At 64.6% G+C, this 19,466-nt stretch carries 14 protein-coding genes and 1 pseudogene; 5 read left to right on the top strand and 10 right to left on the bottom strand.

Translation table 11 applies throughout. The features are described from left to right. Both HLH29_RS18745 and HLH29_RS18740 read left to right on the top strand, forming a co-directional pair. Window positions 1-100 (top strand): annotated as a pseudogene (locus HLH29_RS18745) (IS5-like element ISMex42 family transposase); the annotation flags it as partial. 27 nt (window positions 101-127) lie between these two features. Then, window positions 128-646 carry a GNAT family N-acetyltransferase gene (locus tag HLH29_RS18740; protein ID WP_182968892.1) on the top strand — a complete coding sequence of 173 codons (519 nt, stop codon included), beginning with the start codon at window positions 128-130 and terminating at the stop codon, window positions 644-646. A 39-nt stretch (window positions 647-685) separates the two neighbouring features. Here HLH29_RS18740 and HLH29_RS18735 read toward each other — a convergent pair whose 3' ends face one another. Next, the gene (locus HLH29_RS18735) at window positions 686-2,140 is read right to left on the bottom strand and encodes a catalase (RefSeq protein WP_182968891.1); all 1,455 of its coding nucleotides are present in this window, start codon (window positions 2,138-2,140) and stop codon (window positions 686-688) included. Between the two features lie 102 nt (window positions 2,141-2,242). Between HLH29_RS18735 and HLH29_RS18730 the strand changes: the two genes are divergently transcribed. Then, window positions 2,243-3,178, top strand: coding sequence for a hydrogen peroxide-inducible genes activator (locus HLH29_RS18730; protein WP_182968890.1), 936 nt, complete (start codon window positions 2,243-2,245; stop codon window positions 3,176-3,178). A 66-nt stretch (window positions 3,179-3,244) separates the two neighbouring features. Here the strand turns inward: HLH29_RS18730 and HLH29_RS18725 are convergent, their stop codons facing one another. From HLH29_RS18725 to ilvD, 4 genes are all read right to left on the bottom strand, one after another. Further along, entirely contained in the window at window positions 3,245-4,843 is a 1,599-nt protein-coding gene (locus HLH29_RS18725) for an efflux transporter outer membrane subunit (protein ID WP_182968889.1), read from the bottom strand. After that, on the bottom strand, window positions 4,840-6,021 hold the full coding sequence (locus tag HLH29_RS18720) for an efflux RND transporter periplasmic adaptor subunit (protein WP_182968888.1): 1,182 nt from the start codon (window positions 6,019-6,021) through the stop codon (window positions 4,840-4,842). The genes HLH29_RS18725 and HLH29_RS18720 overlap by 4 nt, the downstream gene beginning before the upstream one ends. Further along, window positions 6,021-9,194 (bottom strand): efflux RND transporter permease subunit, encoded by a 3,174-nt coding sequence (locus tag HLH29_RS18715; protein WP_182968887.1) that lies wholly within the window; start codon window positions 9,192-9,194, stop codon window positions 6,021-6,023. Before HLH29_RS18715 ends, HLH29_RS18720 begins: the two co-directional genes overlap by 1 nt. Before the next feature lie 483 nt (window positions 9,195-9,677). Next, window positions 9,678-11,534, bottom strand: coding sequence for a dihydroxy-acid dehydratase (ilvD, locus tag HLH29_RS18710; protein WP_182968886.1), 1,857 nt, complete (start codon window positions 11,532-11,534; stop codon window positions 9,678-9,680). 245 nt (window positions 11,535-11,779) lie between these two features. Here ilvD and HLH29_RS18705 point away from each other — a divergent pair, with 245 nt between their 5' ends. Continuing rightward, the gene (locus tag HLH29_RS18705) at window positions 11,780-12,259 is read left to right on the top strand and encodes a CBS domain-containing protein (RefSeq protein WP_182968885.1); all 480 of its coding nucleotides are present in this window, start codon (window positions 11,780-11,782) and stop codon (window positions 12,257-12,259) included. A gap of 140 nt (window positions 12,260-12,399) precedes the next feature. Further along, a complete protein-coding gene (locus tag HLH29_RS18700; protein ID WP_182968884.1) occupies window positions 12,400-13,362 on the top strand; it encodes a LysR family transcriptional regulator in 963 nt (320 codons plus the stop codon). Between the two features lie 153 nt (window positions 13,363-13,515). Here the strand turns inward: HLH29_RS18700 and HLH29_RS18695 are convergent, their stop codons facing one another. From HLH29_RS18695 to phoU, 5 genes are all read right to left on the bottom strand, one after another. Further along, window positions 13,516-15,210: an OprO/OprP family phosphate-selective porin gene (locus tag HLH29_RS18695; protein ID WP_182968894.1), complete on the bottom strand. Its 1,695-nt coding sequence runs from the start codon at window positions 15,208-15,210 to the stop codon at window positions 13,516-13,518. A 318-nt stretch (window positions 15,211-15,528) separates the two neighbouring features. After that, window positions 15,529-16,533, bottom strand: a complete 1,005-nt coding sequence (gene pstS, locus HLH29_RS18690) for a phosphate ABC transporter substrate-binding protein PstS (RefSeq protein WP_182968883.1) — start codon at window positions 16,531-16,533, stop codon at window positions 15,529-15,531. A gap of 85 nt (window positions 16,534-16,618) precedes the next feature. After that, window positions 16,619-17,917 carry an ATP-binding protein gene (locus tag HLH29_RS18685; protein ID WP_182968882.1) on the bottom strand — a complete coding sequence of 433 codons (1,299 nt, stop codon included), beginning with the start codon at window positions 17,915-17,917 and terminating at the stop codon, window positions 16,619-16,621. A gap of 39 nt (window positions 17,918-17,956) precedes the next feature. Then, the gene (gene phoB, locus HLH29_RS18680) at window positions 17,957-18,688 is read right to left on the bottom strand and encodes a phosphate regulon transcriptional regulator PhoB (protein ID WP_246374470.1); all 732 of its coding nucleotides are present in this window, start codon (window positions 18,686-18,688) and stop codon (window positions 17,957-17,959) included. 13 nt (window positions 18,689-18,701) lie between these two features. Beyond that, window positions 18,702-19,397, bottom strand: coding sequence for a phosphate signaling complex protein PhoU (phoU, locus tag HLH29_RS18675; RefSeq protein WP_182968881.1), 696 nt, complete (start codon window positions 19,395-19,397; stop codon window positions 18,702-18,704). Window positions 19,398-19,466: the final 69 nt, after the last annotated feature.

Here is a 19,466-nt window from a genome sequence, read left to right as displayed (position 1 = left end):
GAAGGAATGGCGCGCCGTCGCAACCCGATACGAAAAGACCGCCACCTCGTTCCTCGCTATCCTTCACCTCGCAGCCGCCGCAGATTGGATCAAGATCTAACAGGGCCTAGCACTCCATGATCTGGCCATGCTGGCGGCGAAGGACGAGATCTGGCTGCTGGAAAGAAATCCGCCTCGGCGCATACCCGGCCTGATCATGCTCAAGCAGGCGGATTGCGTGCAGATGGTCGCCCATACGGTCACGACCGCCCCTATCCGCTTCGATATCGTGGAACTGGGTGCCGACGACGCGGCAGAGATGCTGGCGCTGGCAACATTGACACAGCCCGGCCCCTTTCGCGCCCATACCCATGCGCTGGGCCATTTCATCGGTATCCGGGACCAGGGCCGCCTGGTCGCCATGGCCGGTGAGCGCATGCAACCCGAAGCGTATGTCGAGGTCAGCGGCGTCTGCACCCATCCCGACCATCGCGGACGCGGCTATGCCGGCTTGCTGATGCGGGAGGTGGCGGCACGCATTCTGGGGCGGGGAGGCATTCCCTTCCTGCATTGCTACGCAACCAATACCGGCGCGATCGCACTTTACGGGTCATTGGGATTCACCCCGTTCCAGACCGTCACCGCCGCCGCCTTCTCCGCCGCCTGACCGGGCTGGCCGGGGCGCCGCCCCGGCCGGGAACGGTGCCTATCCGGCCGCGCGCTCCAGCGCCCGGCGCACGCCCTCCGCCCACGCCGGATCGGCCTTGGCGAAATGCGCCAGCTGGCGTTCGACGATTTCACCGGGGACCCCCTGCATGGCAGCCGCGATATTCCCGAAGAAACGCTGCCTCTGCCCCTCATCGAACAGGCGGAACAGGGCGGCGGGCTGGCTGTAATCGTCATTGTCCACGCGATGGTCGTAATACCCCGCCTCGCCCTCCAGCCGCAGCGGCGGCTCCTTCGCGCGCGGGTCTTCCACCGGGCCGCCGAAGGAGTTCGGCTCGTAATACGCATCCGTGCCCTGCGGCGCGTCGAAGCGCATGGCCCCGTCGGCATGATAGGTGCGAACCGGACATTTCGGCCGGTTGACCGGCAGGCTTTCATAATGCGTGCCGACGCGATAGCGATGGGCGTCGGCATAGGCGAACAGCCGCGCCTGCAGGACCTTGTCGGGCGAATAGCCGATTCCGGGCACGATATTCGACGGCGAGAACGACGCCTGCTCGATTTCCGCGAAATAATGCGCCGGGTTGCGGTTCAGTTCCAGCACGCCCACCTCGATCAGCGGAAAATCCCCGTGCGGCCAGACCTTGGTCAGATCGAACGGGTCGAAGGATTGCCGCGCGGCATCCGCCTCCGGCATGATCTGCACCGACAGCGTCCAGCGCGGGAAATCACCTGCCTCGATGGCGTCATACAGGTCGCGCTGCGAACTCTCCCTGTCCTGCCCGACAATATCCGCAGCCTCGCCGTTGGTCCAGTGGCGATGGCCCTGATGGGTCTTGAAGTGGAACTTGACCCAGAACCGCTCGCCCTCGTCGTTCCAGAACGAATAGGTATGGCTGCCGAACCCATCCATGAAGCGGAACCCGCGCGGCAATCCGCGATCCGAGAACAGGATCGCAACCTGATGCAGGCTTTCCGGACTCAATGACCAGAAATCCCACATGGCGGTCGCCGAACGCATGTTGGTGCGCGGGTGGCGCTTCTGCGTGTGAATGAAATCGGGAAATTTCATCGGGTCACGGATGAAGAAGACCGGCGTGTTGTTGCCCACCAGGTCCCAGTTGCCTTCGCCGGTATAGAATTTCAGCGCGAAGCCCCGCACGTCCCGCTCGGCATCCGCCGCCCCCCGCTCGCCCGCGACGGTCGAAAAACGGGCCAGGACCTCCGTCGTCCTGCCGATTTCGCCAAAAATCGCGGCGCGCGTATAGCGCGCGACATCCCCCGTAACGGTAAAGGTGCCGTATGCGCCCGAACCTTTCGCATGGACCACCCGCTCGGGAATGCGCTCGCGGTTCTGGTGCGCCAGCTTTTCCAGCAACTGGTAATTCTCCAGCAGCAGCGGCCCGCGACGACCGGCGCTCTTGCTGTTCTGGTTGTCAGGCACGGGCGCACCGGCGCTGGTCGTCAGGGCGGGGCGGACAATCTGGTCGGACATGGCGTTTCCCTTTCCGGAAATGATGCAGGACCGTGCGTACCAGCCTCCGATAGATAGATAAAATCGATTCTTTTTATCCTGGCGATAGGGCATACCGATCGTATGATTCCCCCTCCTCTCCACTCTCTCGCCGGCCTCACTTTGCGCGATCTGGATTATGTCCTGGCGGTCGGCCGCACCGGCCATTTCGGCCGGGCCGCGCAGATCTGCGGCGTCAGCCAGCCGGGCCTGAGCGAGCAGATCCGCAAGGTCGAGGCCCTGCTGGGCTGCACGCTCTTCGAACGCGGGCGCCGGGGCACACGCCCGACCGCGCGCGGCGCGGCCCTGATCCCCCTCATCGCACGCATCGTCCGCGACGCGCATGTCCTGATGGAACAGGCACACGGCACCGGACACGACCTGACCGGCACCCTGGCGCTGGGCATCATCCCCACGCTGGCCCCCTATTACATGCCCGCCCTGCTGAGGCGGCTTCGCACATCCCACCCGGACATCGCACTGCGCCTGACCGAGGACCGGACCGCCGAACTGAGCCGGCGATTGCTCGATTACACGCTGGATATCGCCATCGCGGCATTGCCCGTACCGGAGGCCGGCATCACCTCCGCCCCCCTCTTCTTCGAACCGTTTCGCGTCCTGGCCCCCCGGACCCACCCGCTGGCCGCAAAATCCGCGCTGTCTTCCACCGACCTCGACCATGCCGACCTGATCCTGCTCGATCCGGGTCATTGCCTGCGCGACCAGACCGTGTCGCTCTGCAGCCCGGCCCCGCCCCAGGCCGATCTGGACGGCCCGATCGCGACCAGCGTGGAGATGCTGCGCTACATGGTCGACGCCGGCGAGGGAATCGCCGTCATGCCCGCACTGGCGGTCGATACCGCCACCGACGCACGCGGCTTCTCCCGCGCCATCCCGTTCGCATCGCCCGACATCGGCCGGACCATCGGGCTGTGGTGGCGCACCACCGACCCGCGCACGCCATTGTTCGAAAAACTGGCACGGGCGCTCAGCACGAACACGAAAAAGGCGGGGCGATGAATTCGCCCCGCCTTTTCCTGTTTGACCCGCGCCGGACGGCGACCGGTTGCTGATGCCCGGTCCTTGCTAATGGCTAGTCGGGACCGGCGCCGTCCCGATTCCGGGTGCCACGGCCGATCCGGCCAGATTGTCGAACGGTCCCTCGTCCCGCACGCTGTCGATCCCCCCCGCCGGATCGGGATGATGCAGCCCGTCATATTGCAGGACCGAGAACGTCATCGTCTGGTCCGGCGTCGGCAGCAGCTTGTCGCTCCACCCGCCGCCCAGCGAACGGATCAGCCCGATTTCCGCCTGGAAATAGCGGGTTTCGACCTGCACCTGCGAAATCTGGGCTTCCAGCGCGGCTTCCTGGGCGACGATCGCGTCCAGATAAGGCGACACCCCCCCCTTGTACAGGGTCATGGTCATGTTCTGCATGTCCAGTGCAGCCGATGTCGCCGCTTTCAGCCGGCCATTTTCGGCCCACAGACGGTCGGTACGCGACAATCCGTCCTCCACCTCGCGGAACGCCCTCAGCACCGAAGACCGGTAGCGATCGCGCGTTTCCCGGTAGCTGGCCCAGGATGCCTGCAACGCCGCACGACGCAACCCACCTTCGAAGATCGGCATTGAGGCCGACGCGCCATAGGACCACATGCTGTTCGCCAGATTGGCCAGGTCGAAGCCATTGGCATCGAACCCGCCATTGGCATTGAGCGAGACATGCGGATAGAACGCCGCCCGCGACACCCCGATGGCCCGGTTGGCCTGCGCCATCTCGCGTTCCGCCGATGCCACGTCCGGCCGCCGCTGCAACAGGTCCGACGGCACGCCGACCGGAATGGCCACCCGCACGAACGCCAGCCGGTCGGTTGGCGCGATATGGAAACCGGACGGCGCGCTGTTGGTCAGTACCGCGATCGCATGCTCGGTCACTTCACGCTCGGCCTGGATGTCCAGTTCGGCCGCCTGGGTCACATACAGGCGGTTCTGCGCACGGGCCAGGTCCAGGCGCGGCGCGGCCTGATTGGCAAGCTGCGTCTGGGTGACTTTCAACGCCTGTTCGTAATAGGCGATGGATTTGCGATAGATCGCATCCTGCGCGTCATACCCGCGCAGGGCGACATAATCGCTGGCCAGCTCCGCCTGCAAACTCAACCGCGCACCGGCATAATCCGCCGCCTTCTCCTGGGCGGAGAATTTCGCCATGCGCACCTGGTTGCGGATCTCCGACCAGAAATCCGGCTCCCACGACGCCAGGCCGCCATAGAATTCGTCGGTCTGGGTCAGCGCGCCCTTGTAGCGGAACAGCCGGTCGGCCGACTGCTTGTTGTCCGACGCGCCGAAAGCCAGACCGAAATGCGGCAGCAGGTCGGCCCGCGCGCTCATGACCATGGCCCGAGCCTCGACAAAACGCTCGGCCGCCGCCTGCAAATCCGCGTTCACGGCAACGGCCTTGTCCTCCAGCGCGTCGAGCTGCGGATCATGCAGCAGCGTCCACCAGTGCGACGGCAGTTGCGTATCCGCCGGCGTCGCGGTCGCAAACACCCCCTGACCATGCCAGCTTGCGGGCACGACGTAAGTCGGGGGATGATAGGCGGGCGCCAGATCGCAGGCGGACAGCGCCGCCAGCGACAGCATCGCCCCGCCGGACATCATGGTCCGGCGCAATGACCGCATGATCATCCCTCGATTTCCTCGGCTTCTTCGTCATAGCCCTTGGCCGGCTGGACGACATGCACCTTCTGGCCTTCCAGCAGGTCCGCCGGCGGGTTGTTGATGATCCGGTCGGTGGGCGAAACCCCCGACGTCACGTCGGTCTCGGCATCTGCCATGCGCCCCACTTCGATGTCGTGATAATGCACCACATCATTGGCATCCAGCACCGCGACCTGCATGCCCTTCTCCTCGAACACCAGGGCAGCGGTCGGGATCTGGAACACACCCGGCGTCGACGGCGCCGTCATCTTCACCGACGCGAACGTGCCCGGCCACAGCTCATGCTTGTCGTTCTCGATGGTGAATTCCGTGATCGCCGTGCGGGTGTTGGGGTCATATCCCCGCGCGATGGTCAGGAAGTCTGCCTTGAAGGTCCGGTTCGCGAACTGCGGCACGCTGACTTCCGCCGTCATGCCGGGCCTGAGAATATAGGAGAACGTCTCAGGCACCGACACGAACAGGCGCATCTTGTGCATGTCCGATACGGTGAAAAGCTGGCTGGCGTCGCCATTGCTGCCATGCTCCCCCGCCCCGCTGCTCACATAGTCGCCCACATTGATATCGCGCGATGTCACCACGCCGTCGAACGGCGCCACGATGGTCTTGAAACGCTCCAGCGCCGTGAACTGATCCACCTTGTGCTCGGCCGCCTGCATCTGCGCCAGCCCGGCCTTCTCGTTCGCATCGGCGACCGAGACCGACTGGCCCGACACCGCCTGCGACTTGCCCATCGCGCGCCAGCGATTGGCGCTGACCACGGCCAGGTTGTACTTGGCCTGCGCCTCCGCCAGATCAGCCTTGGCCTGGGCGTATTGCGCATCCAGGCTGGGGGCGTTGATCTCCGCGAGCACGTCGCCAGTCTTCACCTCGGCGCCGTAATCCTTGTACCACATCTTCAGGTAGCCCGAGGCCTGCGGGAAGAGCGGCGCCTGATACCAGGCGTCGATATTCCCCGGCAGGGTCAGGGTCACGGTCTTCGGCGAAGGCTTCGCCTGGATCACCGCGACGTCGGGCAGCGCGTTGCGCAGCGTTTCCGCACGCAGCTCGCTTACCGCGTGAACGCGGGTCACCACCTGATAGCTGACCAGCGCGACCAGGACACATGCTCCCGTCGCCAGAAGGGTATTGCGTGACAGGGAAGCCATCAGACGGTCTCCTTCCGGCTCGACGAGCGGTTGTAGATAATCGCGTAGACACAAGGGACGAACAGAAGCGTGGAAATGGTGGCCACGATCAGCCCGCCGATCACCGCCTTGCCCAGCGGCGCATTCTGCGAGTTGCTGATCGACATCGGTACCATGCCCACGATCATCGCGGCGGCCGTCATCAGCACGGGGCGGATACGTCCATATCCGGCCTCCAACGCCGCCTTCAGCGCATCGCCATGGATTTCCAGCCGCTCACGGGCATAGGACACGACCAGGATCGAGTTGGCGGTGGCCGTGCCCATGCACATGATGGCACCGGTCAGGGCGGGCACCGACAGGTGCGTATGCGTCAGGAACAGGCTCCAGGCGATGCCCGCCAGCGCCCCCGGCAGGGCCGAGATGATGATGAACGGATCAAGCCACGACTGGAAGTTGACGACGATCAGCAGGTAGATCAGCACGATCGAGACCGCCAGCCCGCCGACAAGCTGCGCATAGGCGCTGCGCATCGTCGTCGCCTGGCCTTCCACATCCACGGCGGCACCACGCGGCACGTCGGCCGCCGTCTGGGCAATCACCTTGTTCACACCCGCCAGCACGGTCCCCAGATCGGTGCCTTCGGCCGACACGTAGATGTCGAATGCCGGCATCGAGTTGAAGTGCGAGACCTGGCCCGGCGTTCCGGTCGCGCTGATGGTACTGACCGCGCCCAGCAGCTGCATGCCCTTGCCGGTCGGATTGCCATCCCCCTTGTCGACCGGGATCGACAGCAGGTCGTTGAAGTGCGTCAGCTGGTTCTGCGTCACATAGGTGTTCAGCAGAAAGGTCACGCCCCAGACCGGATCGTACCAATATTGCGGATCGACGGTCGAACTGCCCGACAGCGTCATCAGCTCGTTATCGGCTAGGTCGGCGGCATCGACGCCGGTGGCCTGGCTGAAGGTGCGGTCCCCCTTCACGAACAGGGTCGGCGTCTTCATCGTCTGTTGCAGCGACACGTCGCTGGCACCGGGGACGAGGCGCAGCCTGTTCGTCAGCTCGACCGCATATTTGTAGCTCTTGTTCAGCTCCGGTCCCGTGATCTTGATATCGATCGGCGAAGGCGAACCGAAATTGAGGATCTTCGCCGTCAGGTCCGCCGGCTGGAAGGTAAAGACCGTGCCGGGGAAGCTGGCAGAAAGACCCTTGCGCAGCACGGCGCGGTAATCCCACACCGGCGCTTCCGCCTCGGTCAGCGTAATCGTCAGGTCGCAATCCTGCGTGCCGATGGTGGGCGTCGGAATGAAGGCCTGGTTATGCGGCGCTTCGGCCAGACCGCAATTGCTGACCACGTCATCCACCTTGCCGGGCAGCAATTCATGGATGCGGTCGCTGACCAGCGTCGCAATCCGCCCGGCCACTTCGATACGGGTACCCAGCGGCGCGCGCATATGCATCTGCAACTGGTCGGACTTGATTTCCGGGAAGAAATCGCGCCCGGCCACCATATACAGCCCCATGGAGAGGACCGAAATCCCGAGGAAGATCGAGGCAAACCGCCCCCGGTTGGCAATGGCACGCTCCAGGAACGCGCCATACGCCTCGCGGAACGCCGTAAAGCGGCGCTCGAACCCGCGCTGAAAGCGTGAGAAGATATTCCCGCCCTGCAGATGATCCTCATGCGTATCATGCCCATGCGCGCCATGGGTCTGCCCTGCCAGCAGGAACTTCGCCATGGTCGGCACCAGGGTGCGCGACAGGATGAAGGAGGCGATCATCGCGAAGATGATGGCTTCGGCCATAGGCATGAACAGCCAGCCGGCCACACCGCCCAGCTCGAACAGCGGCAGCCAGACGATGCAGATACAGGTGGTGGACACGAAAGTCGCGATCACGATCTGGTTGGCCGCGTCGATGATCGCGACCTCCAGTTCCTTGCCCATCTCCAGATGGGTATCGATGTTCTCGATCATCACGGTGGCGTCGTCGACCAGGATGCCGACCGCCAGCGCCAGACCGCCGAGCGTCATGACGTTGATCGTCTGCCCAGCCCAGCCCAGCCCGATGACCGCACACAGGATCGCCAGCGGGATCGAGGTGGCGATAATCACCGTCGAGCGCCACGAGCCCAGGAACAGCAGCACCACCAGACCGGTCAGGAACGCCGCCGTCACCATCTCGCGCAGCACGTCCGTAATCGAATCCTTCACGAAACCGGAGGCATCGTTCAGGATCGAGAGATGCGCGGTCGCCGGGATCACCTTCTCCAGGCGCGGCATCAGCGCCTTCACACCGGACACCACGTCGAGCGTCGAGGCTTCGCCGCTCTTCATCACCACCATCACGACTGCCTGCCGGCCCTTGACCAGCACCAGGTTGGTCTGCGGATGGCCGCCGCGATAGACCTGCCCCAGATCATGCATGTAGACGACCGAATTGCCCACACGCTTGATAGGGATATTGCTCAGTTCCTCCATCGTGCGCGGCTGGGCATTGGTCGCCACCATCCAGTCGGTGGCACCGATCTTCTGGTCACCGGCCGGGCGCACGATGTTCTGCTTGTCCAGGACGTTCTGCACATCCATCGCCGACAGATGGTGCGCCTGCAACTGCTTCTGGTCGAGCGCGAACATCACGAAGGCGTCCATGCCGCCATAGGGATGCGGCACGATGGCACCCGGCACCGTCACCAACAGGGTACGGATGCGGATCTGCGCCAGCTTGAACAGGTCCGACGGCGTCATGGTCGGCGAGGTCAGTTCCAGCGTGATGACGGGAACCGACGAGGCTTCCAGTTTCATGATCATCGGCGCCGGAATCTTCTCCGGCAACTGCATCAGCACCGTCTGCGAGATCGCGGTCACATCCGCCTCGGCCGATCCGATATCCGTTCCGGGCTGGAAGAAGATCTTCACGATGCCACGGCCGTAATAGGAATCGGACTCCATGTGCTCGATTCCCTCGACCGTCGAGGTCACGCCCTGCTCGTAATTGTACATGACGCGGGCGGCGAATTCGTCAGGCAGCAGACCGGCATAGGTCCACACCACGGCGATCGCCGGAATCTTGATATTGGGAAAGACGTCTGTCGGCGTCTTGAGGGCGGACATGACGCCGAACAAGACAATCAGGATCGACAGAACGACAAATGTGTACGGCCGTCGCAGGGCCGTCACGACGATTGCATTCATAGGTGACTTTTCCCCGTCCAGGGCTTTTACCGGCATCAGGAGGAAACAGGCCGTACAACTGCGTCCGGAAGACGGGTACGCCAAATCATTTCTTATGTGAAATGAATATCGACGCCCTTCCGCCAACCGGGGCTGGGTCCGGCCTCGTCACCGCGCATGGCGCGGGACTATTCCTGTTCGGATCAGGGATTATGCGGCGTGATGGTCATCTCTGGCTCCCCGTGCGCGCGTGCCCGCAAGAGCGACGCTGTCTCTCAACAGCCTATACATAGATATATTTCAAAATATGTATGAAAAGATGTCCATGTTCCGAAAACAAATTTCATGAAGCCCGCGTCACCACCGGGAAAGGGCGATTCTATGCCCAACTCTTCATCACTGTCCGACAAATTATTGCGCAACGTAACATAAAATAGACATCGTTACGCTATAAATACGAGCCGGCGGCCGGGTTTCCCCGGCACGCTGCTCTCGCCACCCGTATCAGCCGCGGCGGCGAAGCTGCCCGACATCGCGCACCGCGCCCCGGGCGGCGCTGGTGGTCAGGGCCGCATAGGCCTGCAACGCGACCGACACGGTGCGCGTCCGGTCGGGCTGCCAGGCGGCATCGCCCGTCTCTTCCATCTGCAGCCGGCGCGCGGACAGCTCGGCGTCGGGCAGGTCGACGCGCAGAATCCGTCCGGGGATGTCGATCTCGATCAAATCGCCATCGCGCAGCAGGCCGATCGCACCGCCCTCCGCCGCCTCGGGCGAGATATGGCCGATCGACAGGCCCGAACTGCCGCCCGAAAACCGGCCGTCGGTGATCAGCGCGCAGGACTCGGCCAGCCCCTTGGATTTCAGGTAGCTGGTCGGATACAGCATCTCCTGCATGCCGGGGCCGCCCTTGGGCCCCTCATAGCGGATCACCACCACGTCACCCGCCACGATCCGATTGCCCAGGATGGCCGACACGGCATCGTCCTGGCTCTCGAAGATCCGTGCCGGCCCCTTGAAGCGCAGCAGGCCGGCCGCGACACCCGCCGTCTTCACGATCGCGCCGTCCTCGGCGATGTTGCCGTACAGCACCGCCAGCCCGCCATCCTGGCTGAAGGCATGCGCGCCATCGCGGATCGCACCCTCCGCCCGGTCCAGATCCAGCGCGTGATACCGGCTGGCCTGCGAGAATGCCTGCGTGGTCCGCACGCCGCCGGGGGCGGCGCGGAACAGGGTCTTCGCCCCCTCGGGCGCGTCCGGCGCCGTCACGTCCCACTGCTCCAACGCCTGCGCCAGCGACGGCACATGCACCATCGACACCTCGCGATGCAGCAATCCCAACCGGTTCAACTCGCCCATGATGGCGAAGATGCCACCCGCGTGATGCACGTCCTCCATATGCACGTCGGCCTTCGACGGCGCGACCTTGCACAGATGCGGCACCCGGCGCGACAGGCGGTCGATATCGGCCATGGTGAACGGCACCTCCCCCTCATGGGCGGCGGCCAGAAGATGCAGCACGGTGTTGGTCGACCCGCCCATGGCGATATCGACCGTCATCGCATTCTCGAACGCCTCCATGGTGGCGATGCCGCGCGGCAGCACGCTGGCATCGTCCTGCTCGTACCAGCGGCGGGCCAGCCCGACGATCCGCCGCCCGGCCTCCAGGAACAACTCGCGCCGGTCGGCATGGGTCGCCACCAGGCTGCCATTGCCCGGCAGGGCCAGGCCCAGCGCCTCGGTCAGGCAGTTCATCGAATTGGCGGTGAACATGCCCGAACACGATCCGCAGGTCGGACAGGCCGACCGCTCGATCGATTCGGACTCGGCATCGCTGACGCGCGGATCGGCGGCCGAGACCATCGACGTCACCAGGTCTACATGGCGCTCGATGCCGCCCTCCGTCACCCGACCGGCCTCCATCGGGCCGCCCGAGACGAAGATGACAGGGATGTTCAGCCGCATCGCGGCCATCAGCATACCCGGGGTGATCTTGTCGCAATTGCTGATGCACACCAGCGCGTCGGCGCAATGCGCGTTGCACATATATTCCACCGCATCGGCGATCAGCTCACGCGAGGGCAGGCTGTACAACATGCCGCCATGCCCCATGGCGATGCCGTCATCGACCGCGATCGTATTGAATTCCCGCCCGATTCCGCCCGCTTCGGCCACCGCGCCCGCCACGAGCTGGCCCAGATCCTTCAGATGCACATGCCCCGGCACGAACTGGGTGAAGGAATTGGCGATGGCGATGATCGGCTTGCCGAAATCGGATTCCTGCATGCCCGTGGCGCGCCACAGGCTGCGGGCCCCGGCCATGTTGCGGCCATGCGTCGTGGTGCGGGAACGATAGGCGGGCATGATATATAAAGCCTTTCCGGACAGGGCAGGTCGGGGCGAGGCCGATTGGCCCCGATGCGCCGCGTCCCGGCGCGCCCCCCTTATATGAGACGTTTCCCCCCGCCGTGAAGCACCACACCCCGTGCGTCCGCGCTTTCACGTCGTCATGACCAGCTGGGACATTGTCCGGGCGCCAGAAAACCCCATGTCACCACACAGCAACCACGCCACTCATGAAGCGTGGACGCCAAAGGGAGGAACACCCCATGAGCATCCCCGTTCTGCATATCCTCAACGACAAGGGCCCCGCCGTCATCACCGTCGGCGAGCATGAGCCCGTCATGGCAATTGCCCGCCTGCTGGTCGAACGCCACATCGGCGCGATACCGGTCGTCGACCCAGCCGGCCATCTCGCCGGCATGGTCTCGGAACGCTCGATCGTCGATGCCCTGGCGCATCACGGCGCGCATATCGAACGCCTGAACGCGCGGGACATCATGACGCGCGAGGTCCCGACCGCTACCCGCTCCGAGGACATCCAGTCGGTCGCCCGCAAGATGACCCGCCGCCACACCCGCCATGTGCCGATCCTCGACGGCAGCGGCCATCTGGTCGGCCTGGTCAGTATCGGCGACATCGTGAGAATGCGGCTGGAGGAGGCCGAGACCTTGGCGCGCGAGATGCGTGCCTACATCATGCAGGACGGTGGCCACGCCGCGGTGCCCCCGCGCCCCGTCGCATCCTGAAAAGCCCGGCGGGACATGCGCGCTGGCCGCGACCCGGCGCGCGTTTCCTGTGTTCCGATGGGTTCGGGCCGACCCGGAAATGGCGTTCCACCGCCCGGCCATGATATGCACCCTCCCCCGCAGAGAGGAAGGATGCTCCCTTGGCCGATCCCCGGCACGGGCCTGCCCCGGCCCGCTCCCCCCAGGGCTTTTCCGGCCAGTTGGCCGAAGTCGATCTGCGCCTGCTGCGCGTGTTCCGCACCGTGGCGACCCGCGGCGGGTTCGCCGCCGCCGAACTGGCGCTGGGCAAGAGCAAATCGTCGATCAGCATCGACATCTCGTCCCTCGAACAGCGCCTGCGCATCCGCCTGTGCCGCCGGGGGCGCGGCGGTTTCGCCCTGACGCCGGAAGGCCGCGCGGTCCTGGACGCGACCGACGACCTGTTGCGCGACATCGACCGCTTCCGGGACCGGATCAATATCGCCAGCGGCGTACTCTCCGGCCGCTTCGCGCTCTACGTCATCGACAACATGCTGGTCTATGGCGAAACCGGTATCATCCGGGCCCTGGAGATCTTCGCCCGCCAGCATCCCCAGGTCTTCATCAGCATGACGTCCGCCGCCGCGGCCGATATCGAACACGCTCTGCTGGACGGGCGGGCGACGGCGGCGCTGACATTGATGCCCAACGCCCAGCCGGCCCTCAGCGCCAGCATCCTGGTCTCGGAAACGCTGCACCTGTATTGCGGCCGGCGGCACGCGCTGTTCGACCATGAGGGACCATTGACGCTGGCAATGCTGGAGGCGCAGCGCCTGATCGACGTCTCCGACGCCGCCACGGCATCCGAATGGCCCGCCATCCGCCGCCGCCTGACCTTTTCCGCTTCGGCCGAAACGATCGATTCCCGGGCGATGCTGATCCTGACCGGCGTCTATCTCGGCTTCCTGCCCGACGCCTTCGCCGCCCCGATGGTCCGCGACGGACAGTTGCGCCAGCTATCATGCGCCGACCTGCCCCCACTGGCGACCCAATTGCATTTCGTCGTCAAGAAGGACGCCGAAAACAGCCTGATGACCGATGCATTCCGCACGGCCCTGGACGCCGCATCCAACGAAAACGCCTGAACTGCGGTTGAAAAACGCGCCTTCGTCGCGCGGCGGAAGAGAAGACGCCGCAAAAACAAAGGGCGCACGGACCGAAATCCGCACGCCCTTTGCAGCAACCGCAGGGTCAGGAGGACATGCGCACGCCGGCGCACATGTCCTTCCGGTCGCTTTTTAGAACGTCGCCTGCACGCGGGCCTCGACCGAGTCACCGGTGCGGCCGAGCGTATTCGTCGCCTGCTGGCTACGCGACACGATGAAGTGGCTGTAGTCCGCCTTGATCGCGAAATGGCGGTTCGGGTACCAGTTCAGCCCCCCCTGCCAGACCGTCTGCTGGCCACCATTCACGCCGTAATAGTTATACATCTTGCTGGAGGCGAGCGCCGACGGATCATGCGCGTTGTCGTTCAGGTCGATCACGCTGTAATGACCGACGACTTCCAGGGCGCCCCACTGGTTGTGGGCCGGATCGAATTCTTCCGTCGCCTTGACGCCCGGCGCGCCCCACGCACCTTCCTTGTAGTTATACATGCGCGGCGTACCGAAGATCGTGTAGGCAGCCGCACCGTACCAGCCCTGGAAGTTCAGCGTCGGCAGGGTCGCCTGCGAACGCTCGATCCCGACGTGATAATACTCGCCCTTCACGAGCAGGCGGCGCCAACGCAGGCCCAGCTCGGGACCGGCTGCCCAGACATGCGAGACGAACGGAATGGTACCGGTGGCAGACATGCTGCCTTCACCGATATCGAACTCCGGACGCTGACCGAACGACGTCGTGCGGTTGTGGCTACCCGTGCCCTGGACCTTGAATGCCGACATCGCCGACACACCCATGTGCAGGTCCCAGTCCTTCGTCGCGATCGGCCGGCCGGCGAAGCGGAACACGCCGCCGGTCTGGCTGTCGACGACCGATCCGCTGCCACCGCCATAATAGGTGGCACCGTTGTCGGACGGGTTACGATGACCCCACTCCTGACCGGTGAAGTAACCGGCAATCCACCAACGCTTCTCGTAATGCATGCCACCAACGCTGAAGCGCGCATCGCCGGCCGCGATGTTACGCACCATATCGGTAATGCTCGGACGCTCGAGCGTCATGAAGTCGTTGGAGCTTTCCGCGTCCTCTTCGGTCACGCGCGGCTGGAAGTAACCAACCGTCAGCACCGTGTTGCGCAGGCCGGTATAGTTCAGGTTGCCTTCATACAGGCCGACATAGCCGTCGTTATGATTGGCGCCGAAATCGGGCGTAACGGCCGCAACCCAGTTCTTGTAACGGAACATGAAGGGAATACGCAGGCGGCGCTGGTTGGTCGTGAAGGCGTTGAATGCCCCCTTCGCCTCGTTGCCACGCGGATTGTTGGTGATGAAGCCGCCAAAATCCTCATGGAAGGCGAGACCGATTGACAGCGCATATTCACCGTCTTTCGACTGGACCGTGAAGCGCCCGTTGGGGAAACCGATCTTCATGCCACCGACGGCAACTTCTTCATCGCTCTTCGTAGCAGCCTGAAAATCCCTCCAGGACTCGACCACGGCGCGATCCGACGGCGGCGTTCCGGCGCCATTCGAATTCAGCACGCCAACGCTCGGGCGAACGGGCTCGCCGATATTGATGTCATGCGCCATGCGATTGGACATTTCGGAACGATGCGCCGCTGCGGCGACCCGGGCGGTCCGGGTGTTCGTGTCAGGCTCGTTCAGGCGAGATTTCAGAGCCTTGATCTGGCTCCGCATCTCCAGCATTTCCCGGCGCAGTTCACGCAGCTGCGCGTCCTGCGAGTCGGCTGCCGACGCCGGGTGGATAATGGAGACGGTGCCCAGCAATGCCGTGGTGCAGAACAAGGCAGAAAGAGAAGATCGCAGACGCATATCATCCGTTCCGAAGGAGAAGATGACGGCTTCGTAAACTGCACTGACTTTTTTCGGTGTGATGATTTTATAACTGTTGTATGACAAAACAATGACAAAATGCTGTAAACCATTGAAATAAATGGCATTACACACTGTTGCATACACACAACAGCGGAGATGAAACAAGAAATGCCAAATAGGCCCGGTCAAATATGACAGAATTATTTACAACCCGACCACAGAAAACTGGACAAAAGATAATATTTTCAACACCGAACAAATAAAAAAGGCGGGGACCGAGATCCCCGCCTTTTCCGCACCGATGGAGCGCGCCCGTTACCAGGCGGCGCGCACCGCCGCCTTCACCGAAGCCGGCAGAACGACATAATCCAGGCGGCTGGCAGCCGAATCGCCATTGTCAAAGGCCCAGCCGAAGAATTTGCGCACCGCAGCACCCTTGTCCGCATCCTTCGGCGGCTTCGGCACCAGCACATAGGTCGCGGAGACGATCGGCCACGCGCCCTGGCCCGGCGTGTCCAGCAGGTCGACCGCGAAATTGGTCGCGCCCTTCCAGTCGGCAGCGCTGGCGGCCTTGGCAAAGCTGTCCAGGTTGGCGGTGACGAAATCGCCGGCCTTGCCCTTCAGTTGCACCGTCGTCATGTGGTTGCGATTGGCATAGGCATATTCGACATAGCCAATGCCGCCTTCGGTGTTGCGGACCGAGGCCGCGACGCCGTCATTGCCGCGGGCGCCCACGCCACCCGGCCAGGCGATCGAGCTGCCGGCGCCGACCGAATCGTGCCACGACTGCGATTCACGCGACAGGTACGAGGTGAACACGAAGGTCGTGCCCGAACCGTCCGCGCGATGAACCGTCGCGATGGGCAGGTCCGGCAGCTTCAGGCCCGGGTTCAGCGCCGTGATCTTCGGGTCGTTCCACGAGGAAATGGTGCCCGCATAGATGTCGGCCAGCACGTCGCCCGTCAGGCGCAGCGCGTTGGCGTTCACACCCGGAACATTCACCACCGGCACGATACCGCCCATCACGGTCGGAAACTGGAACAGCGAGCCTTTTTCCAGCTTGGCCGCATCCATCGGGGCGTCCGACGCACCGAAATCGACCGTGCCGGCCAGGATCTGGTTCTGGCCCGCGCTGGAACCGACGCTCTGGTAGTTCACGGCGACACCGGTCGCATGCTTGGCGGCCGCACCCCAGGCTTCGTAGATCGGGGCCGCAAAGCTGGAGCCGGCTCCGGTGATGTCGGCGGCATGCGCAACGGAGAGGGCAGCCGGACCAGCCGCGAGCATAAGCGCAGCAAGGAATTTGACAGGACGACGCATCGGGTTCCGTTCCTGGACGAACATGACAGACAGACCGGGCCGACAGCGACCAAGCGTATGGCACACCTGTCCCGGGTGCCCCCTCCTAGCCCGGATCAGCCGGCTGAGGGCATGATGTGTCTATGACAGTTTCATGACGTTTCAAAGACACGGTATCCCCGAACGGAAACCATACGGTAAACGCCGTCCCCTTCCCCACCCGGCTTTCGACCGTTAGCCGCCCGTCATGCCGGTCGATGATATGCTTGACGATCGCCAGCCCCAGGCCGGTCCCGGTCCGCCGGGCAGAGCTTCCTTCGACGCGGTAGAAACGCTCCGTCAGGCGCGGCAGGTGGCGCGCCTCGATCCCCGGCCCATTATCGGTCACGGTAAAGGCCACCCCCTGCCGGACTCCACCCTCCCCCGCCCCCACGCCATGCACCTTGCCCGCCCCCACCACACCCATCAGCGCAGCCGGCACCGTCTGGCGCACGCGCAGGCCGATCGTCACCGCGCGATCATGCTCGTCCGATCCGTATTTGATCGCGTTCTCGATCAGGTTCAGCAGTACCTGGACCACCTGGTCGGCATCGCCGGCAAAATCCGGCAGGCCGGCGGGCAGGTCGACAGTCAGGCTGGCGGGCCCGCCTTCCAGCAGGGGCATGGCCTCGTCGCGCACGCGCGAGACGATGGCGGCGGGGCTGACCATGCCGCGCGGCTTGCGGTGCTCGATCATCTGCACCCGCGACAGCATCAGCAGCCGGTCCAGCAGGCGCTGCATCCGGCCCGCCTGCCCGGCCATGACTTCAAGAAAGCGCTGCTGCGCCGACGGATCGTCGGCAGCCGGCCCACGCAGCGTCTCGATAAAACCCGTCAGCGCCGCCAGCGGCGTGCGCAGCTCATGGCTGGCATAGGCCACGAAATCGGTCCGCATGCGCTCCAGCGCGTCGCGCTCACTCCCGTCCTGCAGGGTGGCCAGCACCACCGACTGCCCCGGCCCGATGCTGATCCGGCGGAACTGCCCGCGCACCGCACGTCGGATCGGCACATCCAGCATCATATCCACTTCGGCCCGGTCGCCGTCCCGCAACCCCAGCACGGCGGACAGCGGTGCCGGATGCCGCACGATCGCACCCAGGCTGTCGCCGAACAGTTCCCATGCGCCAGGCCCGGCATGCAGGATACGCCCCCCGGCATCCAGCACCAGAACGGCCGCCGGCACCAGGTCCAGCGTCTCGATCATGCGCGACAGGGCATCGGCCGATGGCGGAGCCGCATGGACGGAATCCCCTCCGGCCACGGACATGGTGGCGGCGCGCCGGCTGGCGATCATGCGCCACCCCATCGCCCCCGCCCCCAGCACCCCCAGGGCCGCCACGATATTCTCGGCCGCTATTGCGGACATGATTCAACTCCCGGCCCGGCATGCGCGCAGGCCCCGCAATCAGGGGCGCGGGTCATCCAGCGCATAGCCGGCGGCCCGGACAGTCCGGACGATGTCGCCCTCGCCCGGCCCGTTCAGGATCAGGCGCAGACGCCTGATATGCACGTCGACCGTTCGCAGTTCCACATGCACCCCGCGTTCCCACACCCGCTGCAACAGATCCTCGCGTGAGAACACCTGACGCGGATTGCGCAGGAAAAACTCCAGGATCCTGTATTCCGTGGGGCCCAGCGCCAACGCGCGCCCGTTGCGTTCGGCCCGATGGGCCACCGTGTCCATCGTGACATCGGCAAAACGCAGAACCTGCTCCATCGGCGGTGCCCGGCGCAGCAGCGCGCGGATACGCGCCTGCAACGCCTCGATGCTGACGGGTTTGACCACATAATCGTCGGCACCGACATCCAGCCCGCGAATATTGTCCACCTCGCCGGCCCGGGCGGTCAGCATCAGGATCGGCAGCGCGCGGGTCGCCTCCTGCTCGCGCAGGCGCCGACACACATCCAGCCCCGAGAGGCCGGGCAGCATCCAGTCCAGGATCATCAGGTCGGGCCGGCGCTCCGCGACACGCGCCAGCGCCTGGTTGCCGTCCTCGGCCACGCCGACCTCGTATCCCAGTTTTTCCAGATTGTACCGCACCAGCATCAGCAGCGCGTCGTCATCCTCGACCACCAGAACATATGCCCGACGCGCGCCGCCTGCTGCGTCACCCGTATCCGTCATCGTACCCGACATCACTTCGATTCCGTTATACCACTGGCAGGCCACGCGGCCTTACAACCGGCAGCTGCTCACCCGTGGCGGCAAAATAAACACGTTCGGCGATATTGGTGGCGTGGTCGCCGATCCGCTCCAGGTTCTTGGCGATGAACAGCAGATGGGTGCAGGAGCGGATCGTGCGCGGGTCCTCCATCATGTAGGTCACCAGCTCGCGGAACATGGCGGTATACAGCTCGTCCACCGCCGCGTCCGACTGCCAGACCTCGACCGCGCGCTCGCTGTCCTGCTGGCTCATGGCGTCGATCGCCCGGCGCAGATTCTCCTGCACCAGCCGGCCCATGGTGCGCAGCCCACCCGGCGACAGGCGCGCGTCCCCGGCATCCAGCCGCAGGGTGCGGCGCGCGATGCTGGCGGCGCAATCGCCGATCCGTTCCAGGTCGCCCGAAATCTTCATCGCCGCCACGATCTCGCGCAGATCGCCCGCCATCGGCGCCCGCAGCGCCAGCAGACGGATCGACAGGGTTTCGACCTCACGCTCCAGCTCGTCCACCTGCGGATCACGCTCCGATGCCTCCATCGCCGCATCCTCGTCGCGGTCGACGATCGCAGCCATCGCCATCGCCATCTGGCTTTCGACGATTCCACCCATGCGAACCAGCATGCCTCGGACCTGGTCCAGTTCCTGCTCGTAGCTGCTGACGGTGTGCGCCTGTTCCTTGACCACGGTGCTTCTCCCCCTGCCCGCCGAACTCAGCCGAACCGGCCGGTGATGTAATCCTGGGTGCGCCGCTCG

Origin of the sequence: Gluconacetobacter tumulicola (genome assembly GCF_014174215.1) — a bacterium.
In the GTDB taxonomy this organism is placed as follows: domain Bacteria; phylum Pseudomonadota; class Alphaproteobacteria; order Acetobacterales; family Acetobacteraceae; genus Gluconacetobacter; species Gluconacetobacter tumulicola.
This window is presented reverse-complemented; position numbering and strand designations above follow the sequence as displayed.